General features: G+C 48.3%; 14 protein-coding genes. All 14 read left to right on the top strand.

Translation table 11 applies throughout. From position 1 onward, the window contains the following. Positions 1-25 precede the first annotated feature (25 nt). The 14 genes from MHB80_RS22480 to MHB80_RS22415 all read left to right on the top strand — a co-directional run bounded on the left by MHB80_RS22480 (position 26) and on the right by MHB80_RS22415 (position 16,595). Complete coding sequence (locus MHB80_RS22480; protein ID WP_341283049.1) at positions 26-502, top strand: lasso peptide biosynthesis B2 protein; 477 nt, start codon at positions 26-28, stop codon at positions 500-502. Continuing rightward, complete coding sequence (locus tag MHB80_RS22475; RefSeq protein ID WP_341279074.1) at positions 495-1,691, top strand: nucleotidyltransferase family protein; 1,197 nt, start codon at positions 495-497, stop codon at positions 1,689-1,691. Before MHB80_RS22480 ends, MHB80_RS22475 begins: the two co-directional genes overlap by 8 nt. Then, the gene (locus MHB80_RS22470; protein ID WP_341279073.1) at positions 1,688-3,523 is read left to right on the top strand and encodes an ABC transporter ATP-binding protein; all 1,836 of its coding nucleotides are present in this window, start codon (positions 1,688-1,690) and stop codon (positions 3,521-3,523) included. Before MHB80_RS22475 ends, MHB80_RS22470 begins: the two co-directional genes overlap by 4 nt. Positions 3,524-3,828: 305 nt before the next feature. Continuing rightward, positions 3,829-5,499, top strand: coding sequence for a hypothetical protein (locus tag MHB80_RS22465; RefSeq protein WP_341279072.1), 1,671 nt, complete (start codon positions 3,829-3,831; stop codon positions 5,497-5,499). Positions 5,500-5,955: 456 nt separating this feature from the next. Next, a complete protein-coding gene (locus MHB80_RS22460; RefSeq protein ID WP_341279071.1) occupies positions 5,956-7,131 on the top strand; it encodes a hypothetical protein in 1,176 nt (391 codons plus the stop codon). Then, positions 7,118-8,491 carry an ATPase, T2SS/T4P/T4SS family gene (locus tag MHB80_RS22455; protein ID WP_341279070.1) on the top strand — a complete coding sequence of 458 codons (1,374 nt, stop codon included), beginning with the start codon at positions 7,118-7,120 and terminating at the stop codon, positions 8,489-8,491. The genes MHB80_RS22460 and MHB80_RS22455 overlap by 14 nt, the downstream gene beginning before the upstream one ends. Then, the gene (locus MHB80_RS22450; protein ID WP_341279069.1) at positions 8,373-9,332 is read left to right on the top strand and encodes a type II secretion system F family protein; all 960 of its coding nucleotides are present in this window, start codon (positions 8,373-8,375) and stop codon (positions 9,330-9,332) included. Before MHB80_RS22455 ends, MHB80_RS22450 begins: the two co-directional genes overlap by 119 nt. A gap of 12 nt (positions 9,333-9,344) precedes the next feature. Next, on the top strand, positions 9,345-10,211 hold the full coding sequence (locus MHB80_RS22445; protein WP_341279068.1) for a type II secretion system F family protein: 867 nt from the start codon (positions 9,345-9,347) through the stop codon (positions 10,209-10,211). A 41-nt stretch (positions 10,212-10,252) separates the two neighbouring features. Beyond that, entirely contained in the window at positions 10,253-10,438 is a 186-nt protein-coding gene (locus tag MHB80_RS22440; RefSeq protein WP_341279067.1) for a Flp1 family type IVb pilin, read from the top strand. Next, a complete protein-coding gene (locus tag MHB80_RS22435) occupies positions 10,410-11,159 on the top strand; it encodes a TadE/TadG family type IV pilus assembly protein (RefSeq protein ID WP_341279066.1) in 750 nt (249 codons plus the stop codon). Before MHB80_RS22440 ends, MHB80_RS22435 begins: the two co-directional genes overlap by 29 nt. Next, positions 11,156-13,432 carry a hypothetical protein gene (locus tag MHB80_RS22430; RefSeq protein ID WP_341279065.1) on the top strand — a complete coding sequence of 759 codons (2,277 nt, stop codon included), beginning with the start codon at positions 11,156-11,158 and terminating at the stop codon, positions 13,430-13,432. The genes MHB80_RS22435 and MHB80_RS22430 overlap by 4 nt, the downstream gene beginning before the upstream one ends. After that, on the top strand, positions 13,389-14,348 hold the full coding sequence (locus MHB80_RS22425) for a TadE/TadG family type IV pilus assembly protein (RefSeq protein WP_341279064.1): 960 nt from the start codon (positions 13,389-13,391) through the stop codon (positions 14,346-14,348). The genes MHB80_RS22430 and MHB80_RS22425 overlap by 44 nt, the downstream gene beginning before the upstream one ends. A 46-nt stretch (positions 14,349-14,394) precedes the next feature. Further along, entirely contained in the window at positions 14,395-14,907 is a 513-nt protein-coding gene (locus MHB80_RS22420; protein WP_341279063.1) for a prepilin peptidase, read from the top strand. A gap of 74 nt (positions 14,908-14,981) precedes the next feature. Next, entirely contained in the window at positions 14,982-16,595 is a 1,614-nt protein-coding gene (locus tag MHB80_RS22415; RefSeq protein WP_341279062.1) for a DUF6382 domain-containing protein, read from the top strand.

Genomic DNA, 16,595 nt, shown 5'->3' with positions numbered 1-16,595 from the left:
AATAGTTCAAGGAAAGGGCGGTTCGATTGTCTTGCTTAAAAAATGGAGCCAGTTCACCTTGCTGCCGCTTCGCAGCAAGCTTCTTCTGTTCGAAGCCTATATGCTGCTCGCCTGGGCGCGTCTTCTCAAACTGATTCCTTTCGCTAAAGTTGCCCCTACTCTAGGTGTTCCTATGAAGGAGACGCCCTATGAGCGGGTAGCGGAGCATGAGCAGATGCTCAGTGAGGTGGCGAAAGCGATACGGCAGATGAGCCGCTATACTTGGTGGGAAAGCGAATGTCTCGTTAAGGGAATCGCCGCGATGAAGCTGCTGAAACGCAGAAAAATAGCGAGCACGCTCTATTTGGGCACAGCCAAGGACGAATCAGGCAAAATGATTGCCCATGCCTGGCTTCGCAGCGGCCCCTACTACATAACAGGTGTCGAAGAAATGGGTCGTTTCACCGTCGTTGGCTTGTTCGGTAATCAGATTAAGCGGAAGAAGGAGCAACGCTATGGATAAAACGTATGAATGGGAAGTGGCTAACCTTCCGCTTGAATTGCAATTTATTCTCGAGTGCCTGCGGCCAAATGCCGATCCGGCAGTCATTGGCCGCCGCTGGGCCGGCAGCAGGCTGAACGGGGAGAAGATTATCGAATTGGCGCGCCATCACCGTGTATATCCAAGCCTCTATTTGAAGCTGAAGCAGCTTGTGAAGCCGGTGCTGCCGAAGTCGGTGCTGCTGACGCTCCAGCAGGATTATTACGCCAATACGCTGATGATGCTGAGGCTCAGCGCCGAGATGCAGCGGATTGTAGCGGCTTTGGCAGAGCGCGGCATACGCTCCTTGCAATTGAAAGGGCCAGTTATTGCACATGAGCTTTACGGCGATATTTCCCAGCGCACAAGCAAGGACCTGGATATTTTAGTGCCAATAGAGGATGTTGACCGAGCCGAGGCGTTGCTTGAAGAGCTTGGTTATTATGATCGGGACCCGGCGCCGCGTTTGTTTAATGATTTAAAGTGGAAAACGCATCATAGCTGCTTCGAGCATACGATCAATCAGACGCAAATTGAGCTGCACTGGCGACTCAGCCCTGATGCGGTGAAGGAAGTGTCCTTCGAGCAATTATGGGCGCAGCGCAGAATCTATGAGCAGACGGGAAGTCCGATCCCTTATTTAGGGCCGGAGCATCTGTTTCATTATCTCGCCAGCCATGGCGCAAGACATGGCTGGTTCCGGCTGCGCTGGCTGCATGATATTGCCCAGCTTGCTTCTGCCTGCGAGGACGGCGGCGAATCGCTGATAGAGGAAACACGGAGAAACGGAGGAGCGGCGGCCATAGGGCAGGCGCTTGTTTTGGCGCGAGAGCTATTCGGTGTAAAGCTTCCCGAGACACTGCTGCCGTTGACCGACAGCCCCCTCGTGCATAGGCTTGTACGCTGCATTTTTCCATTTATTCAGGAGACGGTTACGATCAGCCCGATTCCAGAGGAGAAGAAGATGGCGCTGCTTTATAAGCGTTATACCTTTATGCTGCTGACAAGCCGGGAGAAGCTGACCCATTTCATCGGCAAGCTTTATCCAAGCGCCTGGGATGCGCAGACTTTGCCTTTGCCTAAGGGACTGCATTTTCTATATTTTCCGCTGCGGCCGTTTCTGTATTTTTATCGAAGGCTCAAGCAGCCTCGCAAAAGGGTGAGTATATGAAACCGATTTTGCTATATATGAAAAAGCTGCATCAGTTTGCAGGAAAGAAGCTTTACTTGAACATGCTGGGTATTATGATTGTCAGCTCGCTTGAGGGCGTAGGGCTGCTCGTCTTAATACCGCTGCTGGGCATCATCGGTTTATTTGATGTGCAAAGCGCAAGCTTGCCAGTCGTACCGCAGGTCAGCGTCTGGCTTGGCGAGCTGCCGCAGGAGCTGCTGCTTGCAGCTGTACTGGCTATTTTCATCGGCATTAATGTTGGGCAGGGCCTGCTGCAAAGACAGCAGACGAATCAGGGCTTTGCCCTGCTTCAAAGCTTTGTAACGAAATTGCGGATGGATATTTATCAGGCGCTGCTGCAATCGAACTGGGCTTTTTTTCTTGGCAAGCGCAAGTCGGACTTCAATCATATTTTGTCTTCCGAGCTATCTCGGGTTAATCAGGGTGTGCAGCTCTCACTTCGTTTAGTTACGACGGGAATATTTACGCTTGTACAAATCGGGCTAGCCTTCTATCTGTCGTATCAGCTGACGTTGCTTATTTTAATTTGCGGTGGCCTAATCAGCTTGTTCTCACGTAAATACACGCGAGGAGCAAGGTCGCTTGGCACCCGGCTGACAGAGCTGTCGCAGAGCTATGTGGCGGGCATAACCGATCATTTCAATGGCATTAAGGAGATCAAAAGCAATCGGCTGGAGGAAAGTCATCTGTCCTGGTTCAGCAAGCTGACGCAGCAAATGGAGCACAATAATGTGCAGTTTGTGAAGCTGCAATCCAATAGCCAGCTCCTATTTAAAAGTATCTCAGCGTTGATGATTGCGGGCTGCGTATTTTTATCGGTGCAGGTTCTGCAGGTTGGGGTAGCGCAGCTTACATTAATTGTGCTGATTTTTACAAGGCTGTGGCCGAAGCTGACGCTCATTCAAACCTCTATGGAGCAAATCGTGCTGACGCTCCCGGCATTCAAGAGCTTGAATGACTTGATGAAGGAATGTGGCGCTGCTGAGGAAATGCAGCTGAATAAGCCTGCTGACCCAACAGAGCGAACAAAGCAGGCAGAGCAGGCAGAGCCTGCTGCGCTGAAGCTTGTGCATGAGCTGGTCTGCCAGGATGTGTATTATCGCTACCGGGAGCAGGATGAGACGTATGCGCTGAAGCATATTAATTTGCGTATCCCGGCGAACAGCATGACGGCAATTGTCGGCAAGTCCGGGGCGGGAAAAAGTACGCTGATCGATACGTTAATCGGGCTAATCGTACCCCAGCACGGAGCGGTGCTGCTCGATGGTGCTCCGCTGGACGATAGCAATCGCTTTGCTTACCGCAGCGCGGTGAGTTATGTCTCGCAGGACCCCTTTCTTTTTAATGTCAGCATTCGTGAAAATTTAAAGCTCGTACTGCCGGGAGCGACGGAGGAGCAATTGTGGGAGGCGCTCGCTTTTTCGGCGTCTGATGCCTTCGTTCGCGCGCTGCCGCAGGGACTGGACACGATCGTGGGCGATCGCGGGGTAAGGCTGTCTGGCGGTGAACGGCAGCGCATTGTATTGGCGCGAGCGATGCTTAGGAAGCCGTCGATCCTTGTACTGGATGAGGCAACCAGCTCACTCGACAGCGAAAATGAGCTGAAAATTCAGCAGGCACTTGAGCAGCTGAAGGGCAAACTAACGATTATTGTCATTGCCCACCGACTGTCAACGATTCGTGACGCCGATCAGGTTATCGTCTTGGAAGAGGGCAGAATCATCCAGCAAGGCGGCTATAATCAGCTGTATCGCGAGTCCAAGGGGATGTTCAGCAAGCTGCTGGAGTATCAGGCGGGCGGGCCGGGATAAGTACTGGGATAAGCAACGGGAAAGTGAAAAAAGCAAGAGAGTGCAGCAGAATTGCCTGTGCTCTCTTGCTTTTTTTTAGTTTATAGAGATTATTTATGTACTAAAGCAGGAATGTACACTCATTGCAAAAGCTTACACACACAATGGAGCCAAGCAGAATATTTTATTTGTATCAAAGCTTTTATCCTCCATTGATTGAAGTTCGTAATCATCTGTAAACAGGCTAATGAGATGAATTTTTAAATAAAACGCTATTTAGATAAAGAGAGGAAGTAAAAATGTATAGTCAATAGGAGGAGAGGCATGTGGCATCTAATGAAACAGATAATCTCAAAATGAGTGTTAATGCTGGAGATGAAAGCTTAAAAATTAATGAAATAAAAAATAATTTTCAGAAAATTGATAAGGAATTTGAAAGTCGTGGTTCCAATATTGAATGGTTTAGTGCTGATAAAACCGGAATGACCAATTCGACTCAGGCATTTATTGATCTTGAAGCCTTTATTCAATCACGAATTACTAATAATGTAAGTGAAATAACGAATCCACAAGGAAATACGGTCATTGATTTGCCTGCTGGTACCTATGTCGTTTCAAGCAGTAATCCGAAAATTTTAGGGAATTCCAATACAAAGAGGGCTCGTGGCTTAGCTTTCCGAGGGTCTGGAAGAGGAATTACAAGGATTTTATTTAAACCAAATTCAGGTACGAACGGTTATTTGTTTTACAATAATGACAAATGGCTGCACATTCATTTTGAAGGAATTACATTTGTCGGTGATTACGAAAAACAAACCAATTTTATGTATTCGTATTCGAAAGGCGGGGCTCAAAACTATACGTTTGATAAATGTGATTTTATTAATTTTAATTATGGTTGGAAGCTAGAAGGGTTAAATACAAATAGTGAATTTACGTGGTTTCACTGTGGTTTTTATGGAAAATGGAATAAAACGATATTTTCGGAAAGTACAACAGCAAATGACCAATTCCTAAATTATAATTTTTTTGCTTGTCAATATGAGGCTTCTAGAGGGGACTTTCTGCATTTCGAAAAAGGTGGAAATATCAATATCTGGGGTGGAAGCTTCATAAATACGGATAGTAATGGTGGCAACACTACTTTTTTTAAATTGCTAGGAGCTTCACATGTAAGCGGTGTACAGAGATTTTTATGTATAGGGGCTAGATTTGAAACAAAATATGGTTTAGCGAAGCTAATTGAATGTGAATGGGCTGATGGTGCTGTTTCATTCATAAGCTGTGATAGTGATTCTCAGCAATACAATAATGGGAGCCATCAGTGGGTTACCGCCTTATTTAAATCAACGAATGTGAAAATGCCCATTATTAAATTCGATGGCTGTACGCTTATGGGGCAACATCAATATTATTACACGGGTAATTCATGGGCATTCCCTCATAATATTATTTATGAGAATTGCCAGATTGCCAAGCATACTAGACCGAAGGATTTTATTTCGTATGTAAGTACAAATTCGCTTGGGAATCTTGGAGGGCAGCCCCAAATTAAATTTAGAAATTGTCGTGGTTTAAATGACAGCCCTAAAAATATATGGGAATGTACGCTTGGATACGAGAGGGCAAATGTTGGAATTGTGCAAAAGAAGATTATATCTGTAAAGGGACCGAACGGGAGATTTCCTTATTTGGGGAATCAAAATTTAGAAATTATATTACCTATTAATTCGATTATTACGCAAGTAAGGCTCTATTCCCCTGCCAACGCTGTAACGGAAGATACCCCTGCAACATTCACGCTTAAAACCGCGGAAGCAAATCCAACTATATTAGCAGTAGCAGATGTAGCTCGTCATAAATTTGGTTTTAATGTTACGGCCGAGCTTTTTTTCGTATGTGATACCGATGACAAATGCAATATTATCATTTCATCAAGTAATGGTGTTAAACAGTCGAATCCGTCTGCCCTATGTTTAATTGAATATATCGGGTAAATGTAAGTTTTATAAATACTAATTTTGCTTGTATCTACTGATAAAAAACCGTAAAAGGTCATATGTAATTATGGTCTTTTACGGTGTAATTGTTTTTAACTATGTTTATCTAGCTGCAGTTTGAGAAAGTTAAGGACCTACAATTAAATCAGCGAATGGAGGAGGCTAATGGAAGAGGGCTAAGGGAAATAGGTATAAGCGGCATATTTCCATTTTATGAAAAATAAATATAATTAAAATCTAATCCTATTTTAAGTCTAAAACTAGAAATGAACTTGCAAAAGAAAAAAAGCAGTTGACAGGATACATATCGTCGTGATAAATTTTTCTCAATCTTAAATTGGATGACTACGGAAGCACCGTAAAGGACCGCAGGTAAACTGCGCCTTTACGGTGCTTTTTTGCGTTGTCTGAACTCAGATTGCTGGTTGTAGCTTTGCTTCGAAAGGAGGATGAATGGTGCGTTATCAATTAGCTGTTGCAGTAAGTGAGCTGGAGTATGCAAGAAGACTTGCAGAATACGTGAGGGATAGTTCCTTCGGTGAGCATTGGCAGCTAACAGCTTTTACAAACCCGGCCTCGCTCATCCAGTTTCTCAAGGGAGGCTATGCCGTTGATTTAATCGCGGCCCAGCCTGCTATTCTCGCTGCCGCTGCTCCACACCTGCCCGCTGGTGTGCCAGTGGCGGCATTCGTAGCTGCTAAGGGGCAAGATGCTCAGTATGATGCGGAGCTGCTGCAATATCAGCCGCTCCCGGAATTATTGCAGAGCTTGGCGGCTCTGCATGGAGCAGTCCGGTCGAGCGCAGTTAATGCAGGCAGTGAGGGCGGAGCGTCAGTTATTGCTATCGGCTCGGCCTCTGGCGGAGTTGGCAAGACAGCACTTGCGCTCAAGCTGGCGAATACAGCTGCCAAGCATGGCTGCCGCGTTTTTTATTTGACGCTGGAGCGCTGGAGCGCCCTTGAGGTGTGGCTGGGAGCGGGAGACCAGCGCGTGCTGCCCGAGGGAGAAGGCATGTCACAGCTGCTTTATCACCTGAAGGCTGAGCCAGATAAGGCAGGGGCATGGCTTGCGCAGCATCGCAAGCGCCACCCGGCGCTGAAAGCCGATTTTATTTTGCCCTGCGACAATGAGGAGGATCGTTACAGCCTATTGCCAGTGGATGCAGTGGCGATGGTAGAACTGCTCCGAGCTACAAGGCAATATGATCTCATTTTAATCGATTTGCAGGATGGGATGGGCGAGCTTGAGCTGTCGATTTTGAGGAAAAGCAGCTTGGTTTTGTGGCTGGTTACCGATGACCTATCCATTCAGCGGAAGGCAGAGCTGGCGTTTGGCTGCGCCGAACGCAGGTGGAAAGAAGATTTTCAGTCGCTTAGCCGCCGCATCCGACTTGTTGTTAATCGCCGTATTACGCCAGCCGGAGGTGATGAAGCAGAGGGGAGGCCTCCAGATATGTTTACGATTAAGCTGCGAAATGGAAGCCGTTCGATTGCCGCAGCGCTGCCTGAAGCTGCTGAAGGGAGTCCATCACCGGTTGTAGTTGCTGCGTCGCCATTGTATAAAGCAGCCGTAGAGCGGTTGTTTCAGCAATTGGTAAGCGAGGGAGGTATTCGGATTGCTAACCGATGAGCTGGTACTTGCATTAAGAAACCAGATTAGGTCGCAGCTTGATTTCAGCGGCGCTGTAACGGATGAAGAGCTGACGCGAAACGTGGAGCAGACGGTATTTGACTATTGCAATAGTGGAAGTCCGCTTACGGCGGCAGAGAAGGTCCAGTTGGTTCGGAGGCTGTTTCATTCCTTTCGGGGTTTGGATATTTTACAGCCGCTGATGGATGATCAGGCAGTTACTGAAATTATGATCAATCATCACGGCGAAATTTTTATTGAACGAAGCGGAACGATGACACAACTGCCAGCTGCCTTTGAAAGCAAGGAGCGGCTGGAGGACTTGATTCAAGCTGTCGTTGCAGGTGTCAATCGTGTCGTGAACGAGTCTTCGCCTATTGTTGATGCCCGTCTTAAGGATGGCTCTCGCGTCCACGTTGTACTGCCGCCTGTAGCCTTGCGCGGACCAGCGATGACGATTCGCAAATTTCCTGAGCGCCCAATGACGATGGAGCTGCTCGTTGCGGCGGGAGCTTTAACCGCAGAGGCAGCAGGCTTTCTGCAGCAGCTGACCGCAGCGCAATACAATATTTTTATTAGCGGAGGGACAGGGACGGGCAAGACAACTTTCCTGAATGCGTTGTCCCAGTTTATTCCTGCTGATGAGCGAGTTGTAACCATTGAAGATTCTGCTGAACTGCAAATTCGCAGCGTTGCCAATCTAGTATCGCTGGAGACGCGCAATGCCAACACCGAGGGCAAAGGTGAAATTACGGTTCGCGATCTTATTCGCGCATCGCTGCGGATGCGTCCTAATCGAATCATCGTCGGCGAGGTAAGGGGGCCGGAAACGCTGGATATGCTGCAAGCGATGAATACCGGGCATTCAGGCAGCATGTCCACTGGTCATAGCAACGGTGCGCGCGACATGATGGCAAGGCTCGAGACGATGGCACTTGGTGCAGCTGATTTGCCCGTTCAGGTCATTCGGCAGCAAATCGTCTCCGCATTGGACATTGTCATTCATCTATCGCGGTTTCGCGACCGTACGCGCCGTGTAACAGAAATAGCTGAAATTGTCGGCATAGATGGTGGGGAAATCGAGCTTCGCCCCTTGTTCCGTTTTGAGGAGGAGGGAGAGAAAGACGGCAAGGTGCTAGGAGCTTTAAAGCGTACCGTTCATTCACTTCTTCACCGGAACAAGCTGCAAATGGCAGGACTAACACTGGAGGAGGAGCGTTTTGAAGATATTGGGGAATGCGATGAGAGCGGAGAAAGCCGAGAAAGCGGAGAAAGCGGAGAAAGCCAAGAAAGCCAAGAAAGCCAAGAAAGCCAAGAAAGCCAAGAACACAGGGATAGTCGGGCAACGGCTGCTCAATAGAGCGCTCTCCTGGTGTGGCCTTGAGCACGAAGGTGACAGAAGTGAAGGTGAAGACGGGAACGGGAGTAATACCAGCTGGCAGCCGTCCAAGACCGGATATTTAACGAATTATGATAGGTATGTGCTGTCTTATCGCGAGTTCGCAGTGGCAGCAATTATCGGTTATGCAGCTGTTTTTACTGCTCTGTATACGGTGTACCATTCCCTTCTGGTTTGTCTCATCGCAGCCGGATTGGGATTATGCGCACCACGTTATTACAAGGCTTCATTAATTTCGCGTCGCAAGGAGCGGTTGAAGCTGCAATTCAAGGAGGCGCTTTATTCGCTGACCTCCTGTCTTGCGGCAGGAAGATCGGTGGAAAATGCCTTTATTGCGACGTTGGATGATTTAAAGCTGCTTTATCCTGACCCAAGAACGGAGCTGCTGCTGGAGTTTCAAATCGTTAAGCACCGTCTTGAGCATGCGGAGCCGCTGGAGCATGCGCTGCGAAGCCTAGCAGCCCGCGCTCATGTAGAGGATATCGTACAATTCGTTGATGTGTTTGCTGCCTGCAAGCGCACTGGAGGCGATTTGGTAGAGGTGATGAAGCGTACGGCGCAGACGATTGGCGAAAAGCTGGAAATCCAGCAGGATATTATGGTGCTGCTGGCACAAAAACGCTTTGAGGCACGCATTATGATGGCGATTCCCTTTATATTTCTTGGCCTTTTGAATCTAATGGCTCCGGATTATATGGCTCCTCTATATGGAGGAATGGGCTATTTGCTGCTGACGATTGGCCTTGGGGCATTGTTAGTATGCTTTTGGTTTATCCATAAAATAATGAGTATTCGTGTATAGGAGCGAGCGCAAATGATAGCAATTCCGATTGTGCTCATGGCGTCATGGCTGTTCATTATCGGTGGAAAGCGTCTTCGAATGATCTTGGCTGTATCCCGCCAAAAACAACGCAAGCAGGATGCTTTAAAGCATTTGCTTTTCATTGAGCCGTTCAGCGAGCTATTGGAAAGAAGCCGCTTGTATGAGTACATGGCACTTTCACTTAGCAGCTATCACGCTAAGCTCGTTATTTTACGGGGAATCCGGTGGCAGCTGCAGCAGACGAAAGAGCAGCTTGGCGGTGCTGCTGGTTACGGATATGGCGCCATGATAGGCTGCGCCTTACTGGCTTGTGCAGCAGGCGAACCGCTGCTGCTGGCAATGGGGGCACTGCTTGGCTTGCTGCTGCCTGTTCGCCAGCTTCTGGAAGCAGGGAAGCTGATTAAGCAGCGCAAGCAGGAAATTATTTTGGAGCTGCCGGAAATGATCAGCAAGCTAATGCTTCTGGTCGGAGCGGGCGAAACCGTCTTGCAGGCGCTGGGGCGCTGCCTTGAAGGCAAGGACATTACGCAGCATCCGCTGTATAAAGAATGGAACAAAGTCGTATATTCGCTGCACAATGGCGAGTCGTTTAGTACAGCAGCGGAGAAATTCAATCGCAGCTGCGCGGTGCAGGAGGTTTCGATTTTTACGACAGTGCTGCTGCTGAATTATCGCCGAGGCGGGGAGCATTTTGTGCTGGCGCTGCGGGAGCTGTCTTATACGTTGTGGGAGAAGCGCAAGGCTGTTGCGCGGGCGCGCGGCGAGGAGGCATCCTCGAAGCTTGTTTTCCCGCTGGTTGGCATTTTGCTCGTGTTGATGGTGTTTATCGCTGCTCCTGCCATGCTGTTAATGTCTTAAGCCTTAACGGGGCAATTGAAAATAGAGAGGAAGCTGGAACGATGACAACAGTAAAAAAAGCATGGAAAAGATTTTGGAAATCGGAGAGCGGCTTAGGTACGCTGGAAATTATTTTAATCATTGCCGTTGTTATCATTATTGCATTGCTGTTCAAGGATTGGATTATAGAACTCATTGAGCGTTTAATGGGCAAGGCCGATGACCAAGCAGACAAAATTTTCTCTTAGGCCGCTGGTTCGCAAGTGGCTGCACGGGGAGCAGGGCAGCTTTACGCTGGAATCAACGCTCGTTTTCCCGCTGCTGCTCACTGTTATTTTGTTGTTTCTCCTGCTTGGGATGTACATGTACCAGAAGACAGTGCTTTATTATTCGGCTTCCGTTACGACGGAGCGTACGGCCTTCGGTTGGGATAACAGCTTCCGTAATCCGCGGACGGGCCTACTGCCGGAAGGTGAATACGATAGCCTATACTGGCGAATGAATGAGGAGCGGATGCTCAGCTCTTTGTTCGGCTTAGGCACCGAGTCAACGGATTTCCAGTTAGTTTTGCCTTTGGAAGGGGCTGCTGGGGATAGCTTGCCTGAACAAAAAATGGCAGCGGCTGCAGGGTGGATGGATGCTGAGCGAGGGCTTCCTTTTGAGGGGAGCATTGGCTACCATCGTACGGTCATTCAGCGCCATATTGAGACAAAGCTTTTACAGCCTGTGTCTATGCAGCCGCTTGAGCGTATCTTAGGCATTCGGGAGCCTAAGACGGTTGCTTCCAGCCCGGTTACCGATCCTGTCGATTTTATTCGTGGCGTTGATTTGGTTAGATATTATACGGCTAAATTTGCTGGCAGTCCTCAGGGCAGCGGGAAGGAACAGGCTAGTCAGGTGCTATCCACCTATAGCAAACAAGACAGTAAGAGTAACGCCAAAGGATCATTAAATGGAGGTGAAAAATGAAAGCAAGCCGATCTGAAAGGCTGAGTCAGTATGTAGCCAGAAAAAGCTGCTTACGCAAATGGCTGTGGCGGCGTGAAGGTGCAGTTACTATATTTTCCGCTATGGTGCTATCGTCGCTTTTGCTGTTCATGTCCATCCTTATTGATTACGCCAGAATAGCAGCTCTCCATAAAATAACCGAGGATGCAGCTAGAGCAGGTATACGATCCGTATTATCTGCCTTCGATAGTCAGCTTTATGAGCAATACGGATTATTTGGGCGAGGCGGGACAAGTGCAGATACGATTTATAGCGAGGTTGTAAAAGCGAATGTGGAGCGTAGTGCATCATCCGCTGCTTTTTCTCGGCCAATTGATGCCAATGTAGTCCATTCACATACGGATCAGGCAGCGGTATTGGGCAGCCATAAGGTGTTTGAAAGACAGGTGCTGGAAGAGATGAAATATAAAGCACCGATTGATTTTACACTGGAGCTGGCTTCCAAGTTTACTCCTATGTCGGAGGCGATGAAGGAGTCGGCTGTGACAGTGGACCTGCTGGAGCAGCTGCGCAAGCTGTATGACAATCGCCAAGCGAGTATCGCTCGTATATTAGCCTTGCAAAAGCAGGCTTCTGATGCAGTGGGAACAAGCGGCTTGAAGGCGCTTCTGCCGTATGGGGAGCTGGATATCTCAAGAGCAGGAGATGGGACAGCAGCATCGCTTAGTCGGCGTTATGAGGAATATGCCGGCTGGGTCATCGTTGACGAGCAATTAATAGCCGCAGGCAAAGCACCAAAATATACGCAGGAAAGAGCGGAATATAAATCAGAAGCAATTACGCTGATTAATGAGCTCAAGAAACTGAGCGCTAAGGTGATGCGCGAGCATGTAGAGCTGCAAAGCACGGCGAAGGACGAGCTGGAGCAAGCAAGGCTGTTGAATGAGGAAATGCGGCGGGTTGAAAGCAAGGCGAAACAGTCTCCCGCCTATAGCGGATATGACCGCGTATCTGGCAAACAAGTCGTAGGCTCGGATTTGCAATCTTTGCCGTCCGGAGCGGTCTCTGAACTGCAGGATATACAAAAGACAGCGGACCAGCTGATTTTACCCGACGCTTGGTTCACTGAATATGGAGCTGAACTGGATGATCAGGCTCAGTCGTATACAGCTTTTCATAACGAAGCAAGTGGATTCACCTCAGCATTTACGGTGCTGCTTGATCTAGTAGATCGTTACTCAACCATACTCCATACTGGATTAGCGAAAATGATTATGCAGTCTGGACAATATGCAGGTCTGTATGTTCAGCCAGGTACTATTATTGCCAAGCGTCAGCAGGAGCTAGCAAATGAAGGACTCGAAAAGCAGCGTAAAGAGCAAGAAAAGCAGCTAGGCTCGTTATGGAAAAAGGCAGGCAACATGCTGGAGGGTTTTCAAAGCGTTGCTGGTTCAGAAGAACAGCAGGCAATATTTAATCAGCTGGAAGAGCGCTACAATGGAAATTTGCAATTTAATGCAGCCGCTGCGCAAGGCTCAAATGTTGAAACAAAAACGTTTGGCGACGATGCCCATGCTCAGGCTGAAGCTTCTGCGGAGCTTTCAAATGGCTTGTTCGGCGGGGTAGCCGATATGCTGGAGCAGGCTAGAGATACTGTATATTTTGGCGAGTATGTATTGCAGCGATATTCGTTTTTTGCCCCGCAGCAATTGAAGATGATGCTTGAATATGGGGATACCGCTGAGCTCACGCAGGCGCTGACCTTTCATAATCAAGAAGCCGAATATGTGATTTATGGTTTTCATAATCGCATAGGCAATGTGGCCGCAGCTTATGGCGAGCTGTTTAGCGTACGCATGGCAATTCGCACTATGGAAGGGTTGTCTACTTGCCGACCTGCTGGACATCCCCTCTTGATTTTATCTTGCTCGCTTATTTATGGCTTGGAGAAGACGATGGAAGACATGCTCGCATTTGCCAATCGGGGATCGGCCCCGTTATCTAAATATGTCAATGTAGAAATTTCGTATACCGATTATTTGCGGCTTTTTATGCTTCTGCATGGCGGCGCTAACAAAGAAGCAGTCGTGTCTAGAATGATTGCGGTTATTGAGCAAAATAGCGGGGTTACTCTGTCTGGTGTTTCCACAGCTGTAACAGGAGAGGTGCGGACAACTGCACAGCTGTGGTTTTTGCCTGGTGTCATGCAGCTGCTAGGAAGCTATGGATTATTGCAGGGAAGGGTGACGAATGGCCGCTATGAAACGACGCAGACGATTGGCTGGTCATACTGATCGCCGTAAGGGGGAGCGCGGCAGCATCGTTATGGAAGCAGCGCTAGTTATGCCGATGCTCCTGCTTGTGCTGATGGTATTCATTATTTTTATACGTGTGTGCGCACTTCAAATGGCGCTTCAAGCAGCAGCCTCGCATTCCGCCAGGCAAATTGCCGCTCATATATATCCTGTAGAGTTAACCTATCAGAAATTTTCTGCATCTATATCGGAATTTAGTGCTGCACACCTGCCGCTCGCTGATTGGAGCGCTGCGGCAGGTGATGCTGCCAAGTGGCTGCCTGATCCGGCAGGAACACTAGCTTCCTCTGCATTAAGCGGCGATTGGACACCGCTTAAAGATATGGCAGCAACGGAACTTGGAAGAGGAGCGGTAGAACCGCTGCTCCGTCAACATGCAGACGAGGCTGTACTGGAGAAAGATAGAATCAGGCTTTCAAGGCTATCGCTGCCGGATTTGAAAAATAAGCAGCAGCCTTATCTGATTATCGAAGCGGAATATGAATTTCCAATGCAGCTGCCCTTCATGAGGCAAAAGCTGGTTTTAAGGGAGCAGGCTTCAGAGCGGGTATGGATAAGCGACGCTGTAGCGGCGCAAGATTCAGCAGCGCAAATTGATCCCGACCATATTCCACTGCAAATTATATCGATATCACCTGTGCCGCTCAGACCGGGTCGCAAAGCTACGGCTATTGTACTAACAAAGCCGGGTGCAACTGCTTCATTAAAAGTAATGTACAAAAGTGGGCAAAGCCAGGCCAAGCATCTTGGCGAGGCGACAGCGGGCAACGACGGATTTGTACAGTGGACATGGCTTGTGTCGGGCAATACGACGCCAGGCATGTGGGAGCTGATAGCTGGAGTGGGCAATCAGCAAGCATCCATGCATTTTCAGGTTGAGAAAAAATCAAATTAGAAATGTGCGAGCCAACAAGCATACAAGGAGAAAGGGGCAGAATGTAATGCTCACCATACCGTTTGCAGCGGCAGCCGTGCTGCTCATCGCTGCGTTACTGACAGATTTGCGTTCCATGATTATCCCAAATCGTTTGACCGTATCTTTTTTTGCAGCAGGCTGCTTATATCAGACTGTCGTTGGCAGCTGGAGTGGATTATGGATGGGGTTAATTGGTGCTGCCGCAGGCTTTGTACCGCTGTTTATATTGCATATGGCGAGAGGAATTGGCGCAGGGGATGTTAAGCTGTTCGCTGCCCTGGGTGCATGGGTTGGCACAAGTACGGTGCTGCAAATGATGATGTATGCCATTTTATATGCTGGCTTAATTGGCGTACTGCTTGTCCTGTTTAATAGGCCTTTTAGCAGAAGGGTTTTTAGTGGCTTGCTGCTGCTGTTGCACAGAGGCGCAGAGCCCAGACGCAAGGAGCTTGGAGGCTGGGCAGCGGGAGGGACTACCTTTCCATTTATGCTTGCAGTAGTACCCGGGGCATTAACTGCGTGGCTTATGCTTACATAACACTAACAGCGTGTTAGCTTTACTTAGATTAGCTGTTCATAAAGAAACGAGCTGCAAGTAAAGGGGGAGAACCGATGGGGAACTTTATTGTAGATTATGCGATGAATCGTGGTCATGAGCTAATTCTGGATCGTGAGGGAGGCATACGCAGACAGGAGCTCGACGATGTAGAGCTGCAAATGCTGCAAGGCGGCTCGATTCCACATATGCTGCCAATGGAATGGTTTGAGCTTGATGGGCTCATTACATTCAGATATCGAATAAGCGGCAAAAAATTGCTGCTTCATCGCTTGCAGATACAATCACTGACAATGGAGAAGTTTTATGCCGTGCTGCTTGGTATTATAGAAGCGCTGGATGAGTGTCGCCATTATATGCTTCGCCCTGAAGGCTGCCTGCTGGAAGAATCACATATATTTGTCGGCGAGCAGCTAAGCGATATTTTTCTCGTGTATATGCCTTTAAAACCGAGTAATACAGGCCAGGCTGCTCCAAGCTGTACGAACTCTCTGCTAGCTCTGGCAGTACGCTGGTCCTCTTATATAGAAGAAATAAATGGCGAAGAGTTTCAGCATATATTGCGTTTGTTAAGCAGAGAAGATGCTACGGTTAGCATGATCCGTTCGCAATTGCTGGAGCGCATCAGTAAAATGTATGAGGGTTCGTATCGCCGTCCTGCGTCCGCGCCTAGCACAAGCGGGCCAGATTATGCTGGCAGTACTAGTATTGCTAGCAATGCTAATTTTGCTGGCATTATGAGGCCAGACAAGCCTTCCGATCATAGCAGTTCTAAGCATCACGCAGAAGCTGGAGAGTTTGGCCACGATAGCGATGCGATCAAAAAAAGCGAAACGACTATGGATGATTCGCCAAATGAGCGTTTTTTTGCCGCAGGCAATTGGGAGATAGAAGCCGAGCCTCTGCCTCCATATAGTTTTAGTGAGGAGGAGCCTGCGCCAGCTCGAAAAGGAAAGTGGCTATTAAGCGCTTTAATCATTGTAATAGTGGCTTGTATATGGCGCTATATTTATTTGACGTCTCCTTCTAGCAGCAAGCTGTTTATATGCCTGGGTTTATCGCTTGGCGGTGTGGCTGGACTGCTAGCCATATGGCTCAAAAAAAGCGTTATTGCTGAATCGGAATTAGTAGAAGAAGAGAGAATGAAGGAAGAGAATATGGAAGAATCGTTTAGCCACTCACGTCATAAAGGAATAAATCAAAGATGGGAAGAGCTGGTTCATCCCCCTAAATCGGCTGTTGATAGGGAGGGAGCTGTGCCCGCGTTTAAAAAGACAGTTTCCTCGCAATCTGCATCAACTAGAAGAGAGGAAGCGACCGTGCTGCTAGGACAGCATAACAAAAAGCCTGCTGCCAATAGCGGACTCTCACTCCAGAGGGAGTGGGAAGGGCAAGGGCAGAGGCTCGATTGGGAGAAAGGCCGATTTACAATTGGCCGTATAGGCGAACAGGTCAACTATGGTGACGAAGCGCAGGGAATATCTCGGCTGCACCTCGAATGTTATAGAGACGACAAAGGCTGCTTCATCAAAGATCTTGGCTCCCGAAATGGAAGCATGCTGAACGGACAAACGATGATTGCTTACAAAGCCTATCCATTTTCAGTAGGAGATATTGTCCAGCTAGCTGGAGTAAATGGTCCTAAATATGAATTGAAGCAAGGCAACTGA

The organism is Paenibacillus sp. FSL H8-0537, from assembly GCF_038051995.1.
Lineage (GTDB): Bacteria > Bacillota > Bacilli > Paenibacillales > Paenibacillaceae > Pristimantibacillus.
This window is presented reverse-complemented; position numbering and strand designations above follow the sequence as displayed.